We start from the raw sequence: 19,054 nt of genomic DNA, 5'->3' as shown, positions 1-19,054 counted from the left end.
TCAGTGCTTTGGCCTTAATGGCAGCGGACTTACCGACGCTGAAAGCCGCATCACGTAATGCGTGAGAGATGATTTTAACGAAATCTGTCTGCCGAGAAACGGCTGAAAAGTCAGACCTCGGCAGGTCTTACAGCCGTTTCAGAAAGATTTCGCCGGATAAGGTTCATTGGCACTGCGCGCCGCTGTCAGCTATAAGCGTTAAGCTTTAAGCTTTAAGATTTAGTACCTTTAAGGCTTTTAGCTTGCAGCCTGCAGCGTATACTCTCGCTAACGCTCGGTATTCCCTACGGTCATAAGCTTGCAGCTTTTACAACCAAATCCTTCTCGCCCCTCTATATAAATAAATACAAAATCCCTCAATTTTTTACCAATCAACTTGGCAAAAAACGTATATTTTGCCAAGTTGGCGTGTGTTTAGTGAAGTACATCTTCTCTGTATGGGAAGATTTTTGTGTTATGAATTTTTGTTGCACAATTTTTCTCTATACATATATAATATAGCCGTTCAAAATAATTTTCTGGAGGTTACGGGCTTGAAGAGATTTTGGAACTGCCTCTGTATTTTTGTTTTAGTATTTTTTGCCGCGGTGTCTTTCTGCGGCGCCGCGTGTGCGGAGTCGCTCGCCGATTACGAGAAGGAGCTTGAGGACTATCAGAAGCATCCTCTTGAACGGGCGGAGACGCTTAAGGAACAGCTGAACAAAACGCTTCCTTTTGAGGAGGCGCTTGCGCGGCAGCATAATACGTCGCGTTCTGATATTGTCAGGTATGAGCTTGCTCTGAGCAGGGCTGCCAGTACGTATTTAAATATGCATTACGGTCGGAAGGCTTCCGCTACGGATGATACGACAATTCTTGATGACGATACACTGAGACAGTTTCTTGCTCAAAAACCGCCTTTTGATGCCGCGTTTTATTCGCAGCTGGTCAGTACTGCTTCGCGCTGCAAGGCAGCGCTTGAGCTGCGCAGGAAGCTGATGGAAAGCGACAGGAAGGAACTTGCACGTCTGACAAAGCAGAAGTTTGAGCTGGAGAAAAAGTACAGGCTGTATCTTGACAGACTTAAGGATTCCGATGACGTTATTGAGGACAACTGGAATATGACGCTTCTGAAGGCAATTTACGAATATTGTTTCACCAGAATGCACTTCCTGAGTTTTTCAATAGACGCAAAGGAAAATTCAATAGAAGCTTTGGCGCGGAGAGAGGCGGCTATTTCCGATTTGCTGGAAACCGTGAGAAAAAATGTGAAGCTTGACTCAAGTGCCAAAGCGTTTGATGAGTATAAGATGGATCTTCAGCGGCAGGTCGAAAAGTATGAAGAAGTTATACAGACGCTTAATCAGAAATATGACCGCCTTACGCAAAAGATTATTTCCGCGGACAGTCCGCTTACGCCTTTTGCAAAATACTGCTATTCAACCGAGCAGAACCTGATTGAGAGCGAGATCGCCCTTCTTGTAAATCTCTCGAATCATTTGAACGAATGCCGCGGGCACGTTCAGTTTGCATGGGAAGTTATGCTGAACAGAATGACCGATGACGAGGTCGTGCGACAGTATGAGGACGCCGAGGAAATTGTCGAGAAGCTTGACGCTGATTATATGGATGCTATGGGCGAGCTGAAAAAAATATGTACGATGATGGATACCGCAACGACATTTTTTATCAGCGATGCTCTTGATACCGCAGATTCTGACGTAACCGTCCGCGCAGAGTTTGATACGAATATGAAATCAAGAATCGAGCGTTACAGCCTGTACATTTTCTGGATTTCTGACATAACGGACAGTTTTAACGACACCATTTCCGAGGCAAAGCATCGTCTTAAACTGCAGGACAATAACAAAAAGCAGAGCATGTGGGAAAAGATTAAAGACGTCGCGGGGGATATCTGCGATTACGAGCTTCTGTACGTTGACGATTATCCCGTTACTTTCGGCAAGCTTCTTTTGTCCATTGTTATTTTTATAATCGGTTATCTGTTTGCCTGCTACATAGCGTTTATGGTGCGGCGTGCCATTATGCACCATGCGACAATGGTGTCGAAACATGCGAGTGTGATTGTCCCCAAGTTTGTGAAATACATTCTGGTGCTGATTGCTTTTATGATTGCAATGGCTCAGCTCGGTATTCCATACACGGCTCTGGCGGTCGCCGGCGGCGCTTTGGCGGTCGCTTTCGGTTTTGGGGCTCAGAAGCTGCTGACGGATATTTTCGCCGGCTTTGCCCTGCTTGTTAAAAACCGTATACACGTCGGAGACCATATTATGCTTAACGGTCAGTACGGAATTGTCAAGGAACTGACGCTGTACGACACTGTGCTGCTGACCGAGGACAGCAAGGATTTGATTGTTCCGAACAGCAGATTCTTTGATCAGGAATTTATCAATCTGACGCTGCACAATCCGAATACGCGTCTCACTATTGACGTCGGGGTTGCGTACGACAGCGACCTGGATAAGGTGCGCGACGTTGCCAACAAGGTTTTGGAGAAGGAGCCTCTTGTGCATAAGAAACCGTACTACAGAACGATTTGTGATGCTTTTGACGACAGCGCGATTAACGTCAAGGTGCAGTTTTTCGCCGATATCAAGGCACGCAGCCAGATGGAAATACGCAGCATTGTCATAAATGAAATTACCGAGGCATTCAGAAAGAACGGCATTGAAATAGCCTTCCCTCAGCAGGACGTACATATTAAATAGTATATACTATATATGCGGCAAAATTATTCAGAAGGAGTGCTGAAGCATGAAAGAGATTATCTACACTGAGGAATCACCGAAAGCAATAGGACCTTATTCACAGGGAGTCAAGGCGAACGGTTTTGTCTTTACTTCCGCGCAGCTGCCTCTTGATCCCGAAACGGGAGAAGTCGCAGAGGGAGGTTTTGTCGGTCAGACGCACCGTGTAATGCAGAATATCAAGGCGGTGCTTGAACAGGCAGGCACGTCGCTTGACAACGTCGTCAAGGCGACGGTCTATATTACCGACATGGAGCAGTTTGGCACTGTCAACAAGATTTACGGCGAGTATTTCAGCGGCAACTATCCCGCAAGAGCGTGCGTTGAGATTTCAAGACTTGCCAAGGATGCTCTGGTGGAAATAGAGGTAGTCGCCGCCTGTTAAGCTGACTGAGGCGGGCTAAGCCCGCTGCGGGGCTGTTTTTCAGCCTGCGGCAAAAAAAATGGCAAAAAAATTCAAAAAATTATAAAAAAAGTATTGCCAAAAAGAGATATGGTGCTATAATTCTCTTCGTTGCTTAGGCAGCCTGTCATTCCTCAGTAGCTCAATCGGCAGAGTACCTGACTGTTAATCAGGGTGTTACTGGTTCGAGTCCAGTCTGGGGAGCCAGAAAAATTGAAAGCCGGAGAGTTTTCTCTGGCTTTTTTGTGTCCCCCACTCAAAAAAAACTCAAACAAATCAAAAATAGTACTTGCAAAAAAATAAATTTATAGGATAATTATGCGTACAGGTAACACCAAAAAAAACCATAGGGGGTTTTACACGTGAAGAGATTCACCAAAATCGCAGTCGCTGCAATGGCTTTCGTCATGATTTTCTCATGCGTGGCAATGGCAGCCCAGGTCACCTACCTCAAGAGCCCGTATTGGGAACCGAACACCAAGAAAGCAATCAACCAGATGTTCGAAGCCTACGGCAAAACGTCAAAGGGTTACAACCCGAACTGCAAACCGTACGCAGTATTTGACTGCGACAACTCAATCACAGTTCTCGACGTTGAAGAACAGCTCGCAATCTACCAGCTCGAACACCTCCGCTTTGCAATCAAACCGGAACAGATGTTCAAAGTCCTCACAGCCGGTATCCCCAACATTGACGAATCAATGGGCGAAGACTGGGGCAACCTCACAGTCCGCAAAGCAGCCAACGACGTCTGCAAAGCCTACGCGAAACTTTACGCAAAAGGCTGGGTAAAAGCAGACCGTTCACAGGAAAAGAACATGGCAAAATGGATGGCAACGGACGACTGGAAAGAATTCGCAGCAAAAGCACGCTGGATGTATGACGCAATCTGCGACTACTTCGACGCAGCAGTCGGTTATCCCTGGATCACCTACTGGTTTGCAGGCATGACACCGAAACAGGTTCAGGATCTCGCAGCCGAATCACACAGATTCTATGGCAACAAACCGGCAGAATTCTGGGACAAAATCACCTGGACGTCACCGGCAGGCTATCCGTCAGAATGCGGACCGCTCAAAATCAAATTCAACAAAGGCGTCGGCGTAACGGCTGAACTCAAAGAACTCATCGCAGCCCTTGATGCAAACGGAATCGATATGTGGATCAACTCAGCATCACACCTTGATCCTATCAAAGCAGTTCCTGTCGTATTTGGTCTTAAAGGCGTAGACGGCATCGTCGCTATGACCAACAAAATCAAAAACGGCAAACTTACGTGGGAATATGACTATGACCTCCATGCACAGACGCAGGGTCTTGGCAAATCACTCACGATCGACAAATGCATCCGCCCGAAATACAAAGGCCGCGGACCTATCTTCGGCTGCATGGACTCACAGGGCGACTTCAACTTCTGCACGGAATACAAAGACACCAAAGTTGTCCTTATTATGAACCGTGGACGTAAAGACGACGCAGGTATCCTTTCAGCAATCGCTGTCTGGCAGAACAAAAACGGAATCGACGCCAAAAAAGCATGGTCAATGGGCGACACGCGTTACTGCCTCCAGGGCCGCAGAGAAGCCGGCGCAGTCTGCATGCCGACATCATACTCACTCCTTCTCAAGAAAGAAGACAAACCTGTCCTTCTTTCAGCGAAAGGCGAAAAATGGCTTGAAATGCTCGAAGGCGGCATGAGCCCGAAAGACCTCATCAACAGCGAAACGAAACTCAAAGGCAAAAAATTCTACGACGGCAAACCGGCATTTGCAGGTTACAAAGCACGTTAATAGAATTTAACGTCTGTAAAGGAACTCCTTCGGGAGTTCCTTTTTTTGTGTTTTATGGACGATTTTGCTGTATAATTTACGCGGAGGGATTTTATGCAGTACAGCGGCTTTACGGAAGCGCAGACGATGCAGTATCTGAAGAAACTCGGCTTTGAAGAAAGGCCGGAAGTTTCTTTTGACAGTCTCTCTTTGCTTTTAAGCCGGCACCAGCAGCTTCTTCCGTTTGAAAATCTTGACTGTATGGCGCAGAAGACGCTTTCGTTGACCTCTGACGCGCTTTACAATAAAATTGTTGCAGGCAGCCGCGGGGGATTGGGACTGGAACTGAACAGCGCGTTTTATATGCTGCTTACGGCTCTCGGTTTCAAAACTGAAAGCTTCGGCGCAAGGCTTTTTGAACTTGACGGAAGTTTGAAGCCGGAACTGCACAGGATAAACTGTGTCGAACTTGAGGGCAGGCGGTACGTCTGCGACACAGGACTTTTCGCCGAGACGGCGCGTATTCCCCTGCTGCTTGAATGTGATACTGAACAGAGCGACGGAGAAAATTTCTACCGCTTTGCAAAAAACGATGACGGAAGCGTACTGCTTGAAAAAAAAGAAAACTTTTTCCGGTCTCCTCTGTACGTTTTTAAGCCGGAGCCTGCCGCGGAAGATCTGTTTGAAGAGGCTTTGAAATTCTGCGTTGAGGCGGATGCATCACCTTACAACAAGGGAAACAAGATATCTATACACACTCACAACAGTTTTGCCTTTATTTACGGTGACACGCTGAAATACAAAAGGAAGGGCATAATAACAAAACAGCTGTGCATAGAGGACAGACGCCAGATGAACAAACTGCTTGACGCGGTTTTTCATATAAGCTTCGGAGAAATAAGGTACGTGTACACAGAAACTGAAAACAGGGAGGAATAGCAATGAGCAAGGCAGTTTTGGGCTTTATCGGAACAGGAGTTATGGGAGGCAGTATGGCAGGTCATCTGCTTGACGCGGGATATGAACTGCACGTTTATAACAGATCCAAAGAGAGGGCAGCAAAGCTTGTTGAACGCGGAGCGATATGGGAAGAGTCGCCTGCGGAAGTTGCGAAAAAATCGGATTTCATTTTCTCAATCGTCGGTTATCCGAAGGATGTCGAAGAAGTTTATCTCGGCGAAAACGGAGTAGTCGCAAACGCAAAGCAGGGAGCAATGCTCGTTGAAATGACGACCTCAAGCCCGAAACTCGCCCAAAAAATTTATGAAGCGGCGAAAGCAAAAGGGCTCGGAGCTCTTGACGCCCCTGTAACGGGCGGCGACAGAGGCGCTCGCGAAGCCACGCTCTCAATTCTTGTCGGCGGCGACAAAGAAGATTTTGAAAAGACGCTCCCGTATTTTGAAATCATGGGCAAAAACATCAAACACATGGGCAAGGCAGGCGCAGGGCAGTACACGAAGCTTGTCAATCAGATTTTGATTACGGGCACCATGACCGGAATGTGCGAGGGACTTGCTTTTGCTAAAGCTCAGGGACTCGACCAGGCGGCAGTATTTGAAGCAATATCAGGCGGAGCGGCTGGCAGCTGGAGCTTCTCAAACTATACGCCCAGAATTCTGAAAGGCGACTTTGAACCTGGCTTCTACGTCAAACATTATATCAAAGATATGAAGCTTGCATGGGAAGCGGCAAAAGAAATCGGCATGGAGCTTCCTGCTCTTGACCTTACGCTCAAGCTTTATCAGGAACTTGCGGACAAAGGCTTTGAGAACAAAGGCACGCAGTCGCTCTACAAGCTGTATGAATAACCGCGTAATATTTAATCCGCATTTCAACTCCCGCTTTGCGGGAGTTTTTTGTTGCGCCGGACAGAAAAATATCTGTAAAGGAAAAATGCTTGACACATTTCAAAACGGAGTATATAATTTCGCAGTTGTTTGGAGGCAGAAAGCATGGACGGGCTTGGAAGCATAGTACAGAAACGAATACGCGATACGCTCCTGCTTGATACCTACGGCTGCCTGCTTACCGAAAAACAGCGGCTTGCCTGCGAACTGGCGTGGTTTCAGGATTTTTCGCTTGCGGAAATTGCAGAGACGCTCGGTATCTCGCGTCAGGGAGTACACGACCTGATCAGCAAGGCAAGGGAGAATATGGACAGTTACGACGAGAAGCTTGCACTGCTCAGTCAGCAGGAAAAGCTCAAGGAGCTTGCAGAACTTGTCGGGAAACACAGAACTGAAATTTCTCCGGACGTTTTAGCCGCTTTTGACAAACTGTTTGAGGATTAAGAATGTTTGATACCATAAAAGAACGTTTTGGAAGCATATTTTCTGCCCTCGGCAGCAAAGGAAAGCTCTCGCAGCAGGATATTGACGACGCTGCAAGAGAGATACGCCGCGCGCTGCTTGAGGCAGACGTTAATTTCAAGGTAGTCAAACAGCTTACCGAAGCAATTAAACAGCGTGCGGAAGGGCAGGAGATTGTGAATTCCGTAACGCCTTCGCAGCAGATTTTTACAATCGTCTATGAAGAGCTTGTAAAGATTATGGGCGAGGAATCTGCGCCGCTGAAAATTTCCCCTAAGCCGCCGACAGTTTATCTCATGGCAGGGCTTCAGGGATCGGGAAAAACAACCAGCACCGTGAAAATTGCAAAGCGTCTGCAGTCAAAGGGGCATAAATGCCTGGCAGTCGCCTGCGACCTCAGAAGGCCTGCGGCAGTCGAGCAGCTGAGAGTTACGGCAGAACGCGCTAAGGTGGCTTTTTACGGACCTGAAAACGGGGAGACAAATCCCGTCTCAGTAGCGAAAAAGGCTCTCGGCTACGCGGAAGACCATCTCTGCGACGTAATCCTCGTAGATACAGCAGGACGGCTTCAGCTTGACGAAGAGCTTATGCAGGAGCTTGAAGAGATAAAAGCGGCTGTGTCGCCGACAGAAATTCTGCTTGTAGCTGATTCCATGACAGGCCAGGAAGCGGTGAACGTAGCCTCAGCCTTCAACGACAAGCTTTCGCTGACAGGCGTGGTGCTTACGAAGCTTGACGGCGACGCCCGCGGAGGTCCTTCGCTTGCAATACGCTCTGCGACCGGAGTCCCGATAAAGCTTGCAGGTTGCGGCGAAAAGACGGAAGATCTTGAACTTTTTGACGCAAAACGCATGGCGCAGCGAATTCTCGGAATGGGTGACCTTCAGGGACTGCTTGAAAAGGTTCAGTCGTCAACCAATCTGAACGATATGCAGAAGCTGACCGAGAACGTTATGTCAAACCGTTTCACGCTGAATGACATGCTTGCTCAGCTTCAGCAGATACAAAAGCTTGGTCCTCTGGACAAAATAATTGAAATGCTGCCGGTTCCCGGCGCCGCAAAAGCTTTGCAGAATGCGGACGTGGACGGAAAGAGACTGAAACATCTCGAGGCGGTAATACTTTCAATGACGCCCGAAGAGCGTAGCAATCCGGCGGTTATAAAAGGTTCGCGCCGCAGAAGAATAGCGGAAGGCTCGGGAACTACCGTACAGCAGGTCAATCAGCTGCTTGCGCAGTATGACCAGATGAAGGGCATGATGAAAAGCTTCGGCGGAATGTCCGGCAAAAAAATGAAACAGCTTGCTTCAATGATGAAATTCAAAAACAAATTTTTCTAAAGCGAAAACGGCAAAAAGCCTTTTCAAAATAAAGCACTAAAAAAACACAACAGGAGGTGTTTGAACAGATGTCAGTACGTATTCGTCTTTCACGCCACGGCAAAAAGAAAGCTCCGTTCTACCGTCTGGTCGTAACAGATTCACACAGCCCGAGAGACGGGAGATTTATTGAAATCCTCGGCACTTACAATCCGATTACAACGCCGGCGGAAATCAAAGTCAACAACGAACGCGCAGCTTACTGGCTTGGCAAAGGCGCTACCCCGTCGGACACGGCAAAAATTCTTCTTCAGAAAACCGGAGTCCTCGAAGCGCCTGTCTACGAGCACGTAGAACCGAAAGCAAAGCTTTCAAAGAAAGCGCAGGCAAAAGCAGAAGCGGCGGCAAAAGCAGAGGCAGAAGCGGCAGCCCAGCCTGCAGAAGCTGAATAAGGCAGATACAGATGCCGAACTATTCAGAACTTGTAGAAGTTATTGTTAAAAGACTTGTTACCAAACCGGAAGACGTCCTCATTCATGAAGACAAAAACGAGAGCGGCGCAGTCCTTATAACAATAAAGGTCGCACAGGACGATATCGGACGCGTGATCGGCAAAAAAGGCTCAACAATCAACGCAATCCGCCACGTCGCAAAGGCGGCGTCAATCAAATCCGGCGAAAAAGTCGATGTCGATATCGAAGAGGATTAATTCCGAACGCGTTGTAATCGGCAAAATAGCCGCGGCACACGGCGTAAAAGGTACCATGCTGATTTTTCCGCTTACGGATTTTCCCGAACGCTTCCTTGATATGGAGGAACTTGTTCTGGAAAAACCGGGCAAAACAAGCCGTACTCTGAAAGTGAAAAGCATTGCACCGTACAGCGGAAAAGGGACGTTCTTCCTCAACGCAGAGGGCATAAACTCCATGGACGAGGCGGAACTTCTCAAAGGCAGTCTGATTACGGTGGACAAATCTGAGAGAGTCGAGCTTTCTGAAAACGAATTTTGGACGGACGACCTCAAGGGAATGAAGGTTTTGGATTCCGAAACGGGCGAAGCTCTCGGAAAGTTGGAAGAGATCATGGAAACGGGGAGCAATGACGTCTACCTGATCCGAACAGCTGACGGAAGCCTGAAACCGCTGCCTGCAATCAAAACAGCCGTACAGAGAGTCGACGTTGGCGGTAAAACGCTCTACGCTTCGGTGCCTGAAGGTCTTTGGGATTAAAATGAAAATTTCAATTCTCACAGCCTTCCCGGAGTTGATGAAAAATTACGTCAGCGCAAGCATTTTAGGCAGAGCGGCAGCCGGCGGAAAACTGGAAATTGAAGTGATCGACCTCCGCGATTTTGCGGACGGGGATTACAGACAGATTGACGATTATTGCTACGGAAGCGGCGGAATGATACTGAAACCGGAGCCTCTTGAAAGAGCGCTTGAAAGCGTTTCAAAAGAAGGCAGACCGTTTGTGGTATATCCGTCGCCGCAGGGAACAACGCTCTATCAGGAACTTGTTGAAGAGCTTTCCCGCAAGGAACATCTTGTCATAGTCTGCGGACATTACGAAGGCGTTGACGAGCGGTTCACGCAGAAATACGTTGATATGGAGATTTCCCTCGGCGATTTCGTCCTTACAGGCGGAGAAATGCCAGCAATGGCAATAACCGACGCGGTTGCGCGGCTTATTCCGGGAGTAGTCGGAAGCAGTTCTTCGGTTGAAAACGATTCCTTCTACGACGGAATGCTTGACACTCCGCACTATACGAGACCTGCCGAATGGCAGGGCGAAAAAGTGCCGGAAGTGCTGCTTGGCGGAAACAATGCCGCCATTGAAAAATGGCGCGGCAGACAGTCCGTCGAAAGAACCTTGAAAAGACGTCCGGATATTGTCGGAAGAGCAGGCTTGACGCCATGGCTCTCCGGAGGCAGCTACGTAATGGAGCTGCATTATCCGGTACTCGGCAAAGACGGCGAAAAAACGTCAACCGCGATAACAGGCATGGATATTCACGACATTGCTCGTGCGTGCAGAACCTACGGCATAAAAAAATATCTGCTGGTGACGCCTCTGGCTCCTCAGAGAGAAATGGCGCGGCGCATCATTACTCACTGGACGGAAGGCTGGGGCGCATCGCACAACCCCGACAGGGCTGAAGCGTTCAGCAGAATTAAAATTTTTGCCTCTGCGGAAAAAGCCTATGACTGGATTCGCGAAAAAGAAAAATGTGAGCCGTTCAAAATCGCTACAACTGCTAAACAGAGCGCAAACGCCGTTCACTGGCTGACGCTCAAGCGGGAGATACTTGAAAAGGAACTCCGCCCCGTATTTATTTTCGGAACAGGCTGGGGACTTCACAAGGAAATTCTCGACACGGCTGATGCGACAATGACTCCGATAGAAGGCGGAGATGACGGCTGGAACCATCTTTCCGTAAGAAGCGCTGTCAGCATAACGCTTGACAGATTCTTCGGCAAAAGATAAAACTGACTGCGTTGCAGACAGACAAACAGAATTTAAACTTGTCAGATTCCATGCCGGTACAATGACCGGCCGCTGGAAACAAGATTATGCAAGGAGGGAAAACAGATGATAGACCCCAGAATAGCTCTCGTTGAAAAGAAATTCCAGAAAGCTGAAGGAACACTTCCTGAATTCCGTTCAGGAGACACCGTTAAGGTAAGCGTCAAAGTTAAAGAAGGCGAACGCGAACGCATTCAGGTTTTTGAAGGCGTCGTTATCAGCAAAATGCACGGCGGACTGCGCGAAAGCTTCGTAGTACGCAAAATATCAAACGGCGTAGGTGTTGAAAGAATATTCCCTGTCAACTGCCCGACAGTTGATAAAATCGAAGTCGTGCGTCACGGTAAAGTCCGCAGGGCAAAGCTTTACTATCTCCGCAAACTCAGCGGCAAAGCTGCCCGTATCAAAGAACGCCGCGATTTTTCAGAGAAATAAAAAAATCGCTTGACTTAGTACGCTTCACTGCGTATAATGTCTAAGTTCGCCGGGGTGGTGGAATTGGTAGACACGCACGTTTGAGGGGCGTGTGGGGAGACCCTTACGAGTTCGATTCTCGTCTCCGGCACCATTGAAACCCTCTGAGAGGTTCGCAAGAACCTCTCATTTTTTTATCTTTTCTTTTGTTTCCTTTTGGCTCTACATGGGTTAAAATAAATGCATAATAAAGACAAGGAGTGGCGTGAAATGAAAATTCTTGCGGTCAACGGCAGCCCGCGCAAGGGCTGGAACACCTCGCAAATGCTTGAAAGCGTGCTGAAAGGTGCAGCTTCTCTCGGCGCTGAAACCGAGCTTGTAAATCTTTACGAGCTGGAGCCGTTCACGGGCTGCAGAAGCTGTTTTGCGTGCAAATACAACAATGAATCGTGCTACGGAAAATGCGGCTGGCAGGACGGACTTACGCCGTTGCTTGAAAAAATCAAGACGGTTGACGCATTCGTGCTTGGCTCTCCCGTATATCTTTCCGACGTTTCAAGCGGAGTGCGCGCGCTTATAGAGCGCATGATATTCCCCGTTTTTCAGTACACGAACGACAACAAGAGCCTTGTCGGCAAAAAAATCGCCTGCGGGCTTATTCTCACAATGAACGTGCCCCGTCACATGATGGTGCGTCTGCATTATAACCGCCCCGACGGTGCTTTCGGACTTATTCAGCGTTTTCTCGGACATTTTTACGGCAGCTGCGAAATGCTCTGCGCATGTGACACCTATCAGTTTGACAACTATGCAGACTATGTCTGCACCATGTTTGACGCCGGACACAAGGCGGAAATGCGCGAGAAACAGTTCCCAAAGGATCTGCAGAAGGCGTTTGACCTTGGAAAACTGCTGATAAACCAGGCAGAAAAACATCATAAATAGTTTATGAGCGAACTTTACACGTATTTCAGAATATCCGAAGCGGCAGAAAAACTTGCGGCTTTGTATGGCAAGTACGGGCAGAAAGTGTTTTTTCTTGTGCCTGCAACGCTTGACAAGGATACCTTGACAGACCTTATAACCGGAGGCAAAGCTGTTTTTGGCGAGCGTCCTGTCATCGTGACAATCGGAGAGTTATACGGCAAAATCGTTGAAAAAGACGATAAACCCCTTCGTGTTATCGACCCTCCCGACCATAAGCTGATACTGAAATATCTCGTTGAGGAATACAAAAACGAAAACAACGGCAGGAAGTTTCCCGCCGGCATGGAGCATGCAGGCTTTGTTACGCTGCTGTCCGACAATATTCATACTCTGATAAAAGAGGGCATTTCACCTGAGCTGTTATATACAAAGCTTGCAGACGGATTTGACGGCGGAGACGATTTGTTACCCGAAGAAATTTTGTACAGCTTGTACAGAAAATATACTGACTATCTGAACCAAAACGGCCTCGCAGACGCAATTCAGATACCTGACAAACTCAGGCAGCGGCTTGTTTCCGACAACAGTTCGTTAAAAAACAGGGTTCTTGCCGTTGTCGGTTTCAGCACCTTTACGGGAAATCAGCTCAAGCTGTTTGAGCAGCTTGGCGGAATGTGCTGCTGTGTCTATTTTATGCCCCGTACGGGAATGACCGCCAAAAATTTCCGCGGCGGCATACAGCAGCTTTCAGCTTTTGACGAGATGTCTGAGCTCCAGCCCTGCGAAAAAAACGTCAGTCCTCTGAAAATCAGGAAACTTGAAGCGGGCAATACAAATCTTGAATATATGGCTGCTGTTCGTGAGCTTGCGCTTTGGAAGCTCGGCAGGGGGAGACTTGCCGAAGGCTTTGGCGACCTTTCCGACTTCGGGCAGATTGGTATACTTGCCTCGCCGCAGACGCTTGACAGCATTGAAAACGAACTGCGCCGCTACAACATACCGTACAACGTTGTTCTGCGCGGCACCGTGCTTGACACTCCCTTGGGCAGACTGCCGCAGCTTATATGGAACGCCTGCGTTTCGCAATGGGATACGGGGGAAACAGCTGCGCTGCTTTCCGAGCCTTTGCTTTCGCCGGACGATTTTGACAGAAGAAAATATCTGCGGCTTTTCCCGAAAGGAGAAGAAGGCTGGCAGCGGGCTTTGAAAAACGACGGAGAAGTGCTTGACCTGTTCGGCAGACTGGCGGATTTCTGCCGTGCTGTCAAAAAGAAAAATTCTCCCGTTCAGATTCTCGCGCTTTGGAAAACTTTTCTTGAGACGCTTAACGCGCAGTCGTCCGCTTCAAAGCTTGTCGAAGACGATTCCGCATTTGACTACACCGTTAAAAACATATCACTTGCGCTGCATGAGCTGGATAAAAAAATTGCGGTGCTGCAGGACGTGAACAAAAATATCGGTGAAGCTTCAAAGGTTGTTTTTGAAGGCGGCGACGCGATAGATTTTCTGCTTGACTGGGCATCGACAGCCACGCTCTCAATACAGCTTCCGCAGAAAAACTGCGTTACGCTCTACGGCAAAGCGCCTGCTACCTTTGAACAGCACGATTTTTGGATTATGACAGACATTGACGCGAAAAGCTGGCCGGGTACGCTGCGTGATTCGCCGCTTCTGCGCAGGGAACAGCTTGCCATTGTCAACGGCAGGGATGAAAACGCCGCTGAAAAAAATCTCAAAACGGAACATATTCCTACGCTCTCCGAACAGCGCGAACAAAAAGAACTGCTTCTCCGCAGACTGCTTGCGACGGCTAAAAAAGGCGCCGTCATCGCGCGTTCCCTTACGGACGAAAACGGAAGACCTCTCGGAGAATCTGTGTTTGTTCCGCGTCTTTTTGACAAAAAACAGACATACTTATCACAGGCGCCTTTTGACCTCTGCGGGGAGCCTCTTGTCTATACGCTTGCCAGCGCGCTTCCGCAGGACGGAGACGACTGGTTTGCGGCTGCCGAGATTCCTGAAAACTTGACAAAAGCAGAACGCGGCAAATTCCCGAGGACTGCAATATATCGTCCGGAGGAACTTACCGTTTCGCTCAGCAGCCTGGACGACTGGCTGAAATGCCCGTATCTTTACTGGTGCAGAAAAACAGGTCTTTATCCGTGGGCTGACAGCGCTTTTGACACGCTGTCAGCAGGAAATCTGAATCATAAGCTTTGGGAAAGCTACTGGAAACAGCCGGAAGAAGAACGGGGAGCCTTTACCGGCTACGTTGAGACAAACTGGGAAAACGAAGCTGTACGCGCCGAATATCCGGCTCTGTCCTCACAGAGGCTGAAACGCCGCGAAACGCTTCTGAAACAGCAGGCTTTGTCGCTTGCCGCGCTTCAGGACGCCATAGAGACAAACGCGAAGGCTCACGGCAGAATAAGGGTTGAAGTCGAAACGGATTTGAAAGACGAAAACGGCTGTGATTTTGAAATTGACGGTGTAAAATTTCGCGGCAAATTTGACAGACTTGACGTGTACCCGGGCAATAGAGCTGTAATTCTCGACTACAAGCTCGGCACCGCCGAAAAACACAAAAACGATCTGCAGCTTGCGGCGTATGCGTATCTGCTGAAAAAACTGCGCGGACTGGAAACAGTTGGTTTCGGCTGGCTGGGACATGCAGACGGGAGGCTCTGCGGCTGTTTTACCGAAGAGATGCAGCAGATTTACGTTTTGTCGGATAAAATGAAAAACAAAACGGTACTTTGCAAAAAGATAACTCCTGAAGGGCAGATTGCCAAAGCGGAAGAAGCTCTGTATAAAATAGCTGAAGCAGTCAGACAGGGCAGCTTTGAAGCAAATTATGCCGCGAGAGAAGGCAACGGAAGCCTGTGCCAGAACTGTGTCTATCAGACGCTCTGCCGCAGGCGGGAAGATCCGTATTATTCGGAAGCAAGCGAAGAAAGCGCGGAGGACGAAGCATGAACTGGCAGGAATTTCTAATGCAGAAAAGTACCGGCGAACAAAAGGCAGCAGTTGTTTCAAAGCAGCCGCTGACGGTTGTGAGCGCCGGTGCCGGCGCCGGAAAAACGCAGACGCTCGCACAGCGTTTCGCCTATCTTCTTGCTTCGGACGAAAGCTGCGAAGCGCAGCAGATTTTGGTGCTGACCTTTACCGAAAAAGCCGCGCAGGAAATGCGCGGGAGAATCGAGGGACAGCTGAGAGCATTGTACGCCGAATATCCTGACGAGCTGCCGTTCCTGAAAGACAGAATAGAAGCTCTTGAAGACGCTGACATAGCAACTATACACTCCTTTGCGATGAAAATTACGCGCGAAGCAGGGCTTTCGCTTGACATTGACCCTGCTTTTTCGCTTGCCTCTGCGCCGTTTGAGGATCTTTTCTGGGAAGAATTTGCCCGTGCTTTGGACGAGCTTTCTCTGAATAAAATAAAGCAGCTCGCCGGCGATGGCGAACTCTGGAAAAAACGCGCGGAAGAACTTTTTGGCAGCGCTGTTTTTCAAAATATGCTGAACGAATATACTCCGGACGCGCTTGCTGAAGCTTGCAGAAAAGCCGTATCCGTCTACGGGAGTATGGACAAAGACACTGACGGAAACAAAATTGACCGCGAATGGCTTTGGAATTTCACAAATGAGCAAGAAATTAAAAAATTACAGAAAGAAAAAGATTATCCCAACAAAATACGTGAAACATGGCGCTATGCTATTGAAAGTGACGAATTTGCTGCGCTGAAAACTAATCCGAAACGTCTAAACCAAGACACTGCCGACCTTAAGAAATTTATTGATGAGCCTGCGGATGTCTTTATCGCACAGCTTCAAGCATCTTTACGCTCCCTGCAGGGAATTCACCCAAAAGAATTCGACACTTTCTATCAGTCCGTATTTGAAACATCGGCATCAGACTACAAGAAATGGCTTACGAAAAAACTCTATTTGGCTTCTGAACCTTCAGACGGCGAAAAAGAGTTGCTGTTGCTTCTCAACAAAGCCGCCGCGCTTGCATGGCATTGTTGGGAACAGAGAAAGAACAGCGCGAACTGTCTTGCCATGGACGACCTCATCGGCAGGGCAAAAGAGGTGTTGGAAAATGATCCGTCCTGCGGAGAAAAATACCGCCACATAATGATTGACGAATTTCAGGATACCGACCCTCTCCAGAATGCGCTTATTGAAAAGCTGTGGAAAGGCGAAAACGCCGAAAACCCGAACACGCTGTTTATTGTCGGCGACCTTAAGCAGTCCATATATCGTTTCCGTCACGCAGACCTCACGCTTTTCAAAGATTACATCGACAAAGCAAAGAAATCAAACTGCGGACAATATATAAATCTTGACAAAAATTTCCGTTCGACAAAAGCGCTGATCGGACTTTTCAACGACGCCTTTTCAGATATATGGAAAAACGGAATGGGAAACGTTTCCGTCCCATACGAGGCACTTGAATATCCTGACGGCAAAGAGGACGGTTTTGAAGAAAACGCTCTTGACGTGCTTACGTTTACGGAAGTTAAAGACGAAAACGGCGCAAAGCCGAAAATCGAAGAAGAACGCTTTACGCTCTACAAGGCTCTTGCTCAGAGACTGCGCGATATATGCGGCAGCGTAACGATTTACGACAAAGAACTGAAAACAAGACGCAAATGCCGGTGGTCTGATTTCACAGTGCTTGTGCCGCAGAGGACAGCCTACGCAGCCATTGAAAAGGCGTTTGAATATGCGGGCATTCCGTATGCGCTTTGCACGAGCAGGGATTATTACGGACGCGACGAGATAAAAATACTTATAAATCTGCTTAATCTTCTTTCGGCGCCTGATGATGCTCTTGCGCTTGCCTCCTGGCTTGCTTCGCCGTTCTGCGGTCTTGAAGCCGGAAAAACGGAAGCGCTTGTTTCGGAAGCGGCGCAGAAAGGACTGAAAAAAAATCCGGCAATTCTCGGCGAACTTGTGAAAGAAAAATATCCGCGCGTCATTGCAGAGCTTGACAGACTGCGCCGCATAGCAAAACTACGCGGTGCTTCCGCAGTGCTTATGGAGCTGCAAAAAAACAGGGAATATCTTAAGGCGTTTGAACCGCGTCAGAGGCGCAGGGCATCTGCCAACCTCGCCGGACTTATTGATGCCACAAGGGAATTTGACGCTTCAATAGGCAGTTCGTTTGCAGCCTGTGCCGAATATCTGCAGAAAGCGGCTGCGGAAAAACAGCAGAAAGAAGAACCGGACGTTATTGACAGCAGTCAGAACTGTGTAAGAGTAATGACGATACACGCTTCAAAGGGACTGCAGTTTCCGATAACCGTGCTTGCAGAAACACAGAAAAAAACTGCCTCGCACGGCGGAAAAATTAAAATATCCCCGCTGCTCGGGCTTCTTGTTTCCGAAGCGCCGGAATTTGCGGCTTCTGACGGAAACAAAGTCCCATTTGTCACGGCGGCGTGGAACAAGGAAATTGACGACAAGGCATCGCAGGCTGAGGACGAACGCTGCTGGTACGTGGCAATGACAAGGGCGCAGGAAAAACTTGTCCTTTGTGGAATTCTCAAAGAAAATGACGAGAAAAAAACGCAGAAGCAGGGAAGTTTCCTTGAACGTTTCCTTAAAATTGAAAACATTGTGCGCAATGAAACAGACGTCAGACAGTTTGACGCCGGAAAATTTGACATCAGTCAGGAAACAACTGAAACTGAGACGGAAGAAATCACGAAACCTCTTAAGGCGGAATTTAACGCTTCACCAATGCTTTCGCGCATAACGGCATCGGCATACGCTCTGCTTGAATGGTGTCCTGCCGCGTATCGCAGGAGCTTCCGTCAGGGGATAAAAACAGACTGGGAAAACAAAGACAACGGGGAAACCGGAGTCAGCGGGCAGATGTTTGGAAATATTGTGCACTGTCTTGTAAGAAACTGGGACTTCAAGGAAAGCTCAATAGCGGAACTGCTTGGCAGCCGTTTTGAACTCCGTATGCCGGAAGAAATGCGCGATGAATTCGCAAAGCCGGAAACAAAAGCCGAAATTGAAAAAATGCTGTCGCGTTTTGCAAAAACGGAAACAGGCACAATGCTTGCCGGACTCGCCGAAAAAGAGGGGACTTTAACGCGCGAAGCGTCCTTCCGCGTACGCTGCGGGGAACTTCTGCTTGTCGGCGCCGCAGACCTGTACTGGGAAGACGGAAACACGCTTCACCTGATTGACTGGAAAACAGGCGGCGAAAGCAGCGTGACAAACGCTTACTACCTGCCGCAGCTCAAATTCTATGCAGCAGCGCTTTGGCTTGCAGTGAAAGACGCTACTCAACGCCCCGAGAAAATAGGCGTGCGTCTCGTGCATCTCCGTTCGCACGAAAGCGGTGAAATATTCTTTACGCCGTCAGAGCTTGACGAAATTGCCGAAAGCGTCAAAAAAGCAGCACAGCGTGCCGTGTCCGGCGCATTTCCGCCGTGTACGGACAGATGCGGAAACTGTCCGCTGAAAAGCGGCTGTCCTTTTGCACTGTATCCGGGAAATTAAATTTTATGCTTTTTTCGTTTTTTATAAAAATTACAAGGCTGAAAGTACAAAAAAAATGATATAATAACTGCGTGCGATTGTGCACGTGTCTGTTTGGCAGGACAGACAGAGCAACGGTT

General features: G+C 48.4%; 15 protein-coding genes and 2 tRNA genes. All 17 read left to right on the top strand.

Annotated elements, in window-relative coordinates:
• The first annotated feature begins 533 nt into the window (after positions 1-533).
• Positions 534-2,708 carry a mechanosensitive ion channel gene (locus KBS54_04580; GenBank protein MBQ0055403.1) on the top strand — a complete coding sequence of 725 codons (2,175 nt, stop codon included), beginning with the start codon at positions 534-536 and terminating at the stop codon, positions 2,706-2,708.
• A 46-nt stretch (positions 2,709-2,754) separates the two neighbouring features.
• Complete coding sequence (locus KBS54_04575; protein ID MBQ0055402.1) at positions 2,755-3,132, top strand: RidA family protein; 378 nt, start codon at positions 2,755-2,757, stop codon at positions 3,130-3,132.
• Positions 3,133-3,281: 149 nt separating this feature from the next.
• Positions 3,282-3,357, top strand: a tRNA-Asn gene (locus KBS54_04570).
• Positions 3,358-3,512: 155 nt separating this feature from the next.
• Complete coding sequence (locus tag KBS54_04565; GenBank protein MBQ0055401.1) at positions 3,513-4,940, top strand: hypothetical protein; 1,428 nt, start codon at positions 3,513-3,515, stop codon at positions 4,938-4,940.
• Positions 4,941-5,033: 93 nt separating this feature from the next.
• Positions 5,034-5,858: an arylamine N-acetyltransferase gene (locus KBS54_04560; GenBank protein ID MBQ0055400.1), complete on the top strand. Its 825-nt coding sequence runs from the start codon at positions 5,034-5,036 to the stop codon at positions 5,856-5,858.
• Between the two features lie 2 nt (positions 5,859-5,860).
• Entirely contained in the window at positions 5,861-6,727 is an 867-nt protein-coding gene (locus tag KBS54_04555; GenBank protein ID MBQ0055399.1) for an NAD(P)-dependent oxidoreductase, read from the top strand.
• Positions 6,728-6,871: 144 nt separating this feature from the next.
• Positions 6,872-7,210 (top strand): DNA-binding protein, encoded by a 339-nt coding sequence (locus tag KBS54_04550; protein ID MBQ0055398.1) that lies wholly within the window; start codon positions 6,872-6,874, stop codon positions 7,208-7,210.
• Between the two features lie 2 nt (positions 7,211-7,212).
• The gene (gene ffh, locus KBS54_04545; protein MBQ0055397.1) at positions 7,213-8,568 is read left to right on the top strand and encodes a signal recognition particle protein; all 1,356 of its coding nucleotides are present in this window, start codon (positions 7,213-7,215) and stop codon (positions 8,566-8,568) included.
• Between the two features lie 68 nt (positions 8,569-8,636).
• Positions 8,637-8,999, top strand: a complete 363-nt coding sequence (gene rpsP, locus KBS54_04540) for a 30S ribosomal protein S16 (protein ID MBQ0055396.1) — start codon at positions 8,637-8,639, stop codon at positions 8,997-8,999.
• Between the two features lie 11 nt (positions 9,000-9,010).
• On the top strand, positions 9,011-9,256 hold the full coding sequence (locus tag KBS54_04535; GenBank protein ID MBQ0055395.1) for a KH domain-containing protein: 246 nt from the start codon (positions 9,011-9,013) through the stop codon (positions 9,254-9,256).
• Complete coding sequence (rimM, locus tag KBS54_04530; protein MBQ0055394.1) at positions 9,234-9,776, top strand: 16S rRNA processing protein RimM; 543 nt, start codon at positions 9,234-9,236, stop codon at positions 9,774-9,776. The genes KBS54_04535 and rimM overlap by 23 nt, the downstream gene beginning before the upstream one ends.
• 1 nt (position 9,777) lies before the next feature.
• Positions 9,778-11,031: a tRNA (guanosine(37)-N1)-methyltransferase TrmD gene (gene trmD / locus KBS54_04525; GenBank protein ID MBQ0055393.1), complete on the top strand. Its 1,254-nt coding sequence runs from the start codon at positions 9,778-9,780 to the stop codon at positions 11,029-11,031.
• Between the two features lie 105 nt (positions 11,032-11,136).
• Positions 11,137-11,505, top strand: coding sequence for a 50S ribosomal protein L19 (gene rplS / locus KBS54_04520; protein MBQ0055392.1), 369 nt, complete (start codon positions 11,137-11,139; stop codon positions 11,503-11,505).
• Between the two features lie 48 nt (positions 11,506-11,553).
• Positions 11,554-11,638 (top strand) — tRNA-Leu (locus KBS54_04515).
• A gap of 116 nt (positions 11,639-11,754) precedes the next feature.
• Complete coding sequence (locus KBS54_04510) at positions 11,755-12,429, top strand: flavodoxin family protein (protein ID MBQ0055391.1); 675 nt, start codon at positions 11,755-11,757, stop codon at positions 12,427-12,429.
• 3 nt (positions 12,430-12,432) lie between these two features.
• Positions 12,433-15,387 (top strand): PD-(D/E)XK nuclease family protein, encoded by a 2,955-nt coding sequence (locus KBS54_04505; protein ID MBQ0055390.1) that lies wholly within the window; start codon positions 12,433-12,435, stop codon positions 15,385-15,387.
• Positions 15,384-18,935 (top strand): UvrD-helicase domain-containing protein, encoded by a 3,552-nt coding sequence (locus tag KBS54_04500; GenBank protein ID MBQ0055389.1) that lies wholly within the window; start codon positions 15,384-15,386, stop codon positions 18,933-18,935. Before KBS54_04505 ends, KBS54_04500 begins: the two co-directional genes overlap by 4 nt.
• The last annotated feature ends 119 nt before the right edge of the window (positions 18,936-19,054 follow it).

Origin of the sequence: Candidatus Equadaptatus faecalis (assembly GCA_018065065.1) — a bacterium.
GTDB classification, from domain to species: Bacteria; Synergistota; Synergistia; order Synergistales; family Synergistaceae; genus Equadaptatus; species Equadaptatus faecalis.
This window is presented reverse-complemented; position numbering and strand designations above follow the sequence as displayed.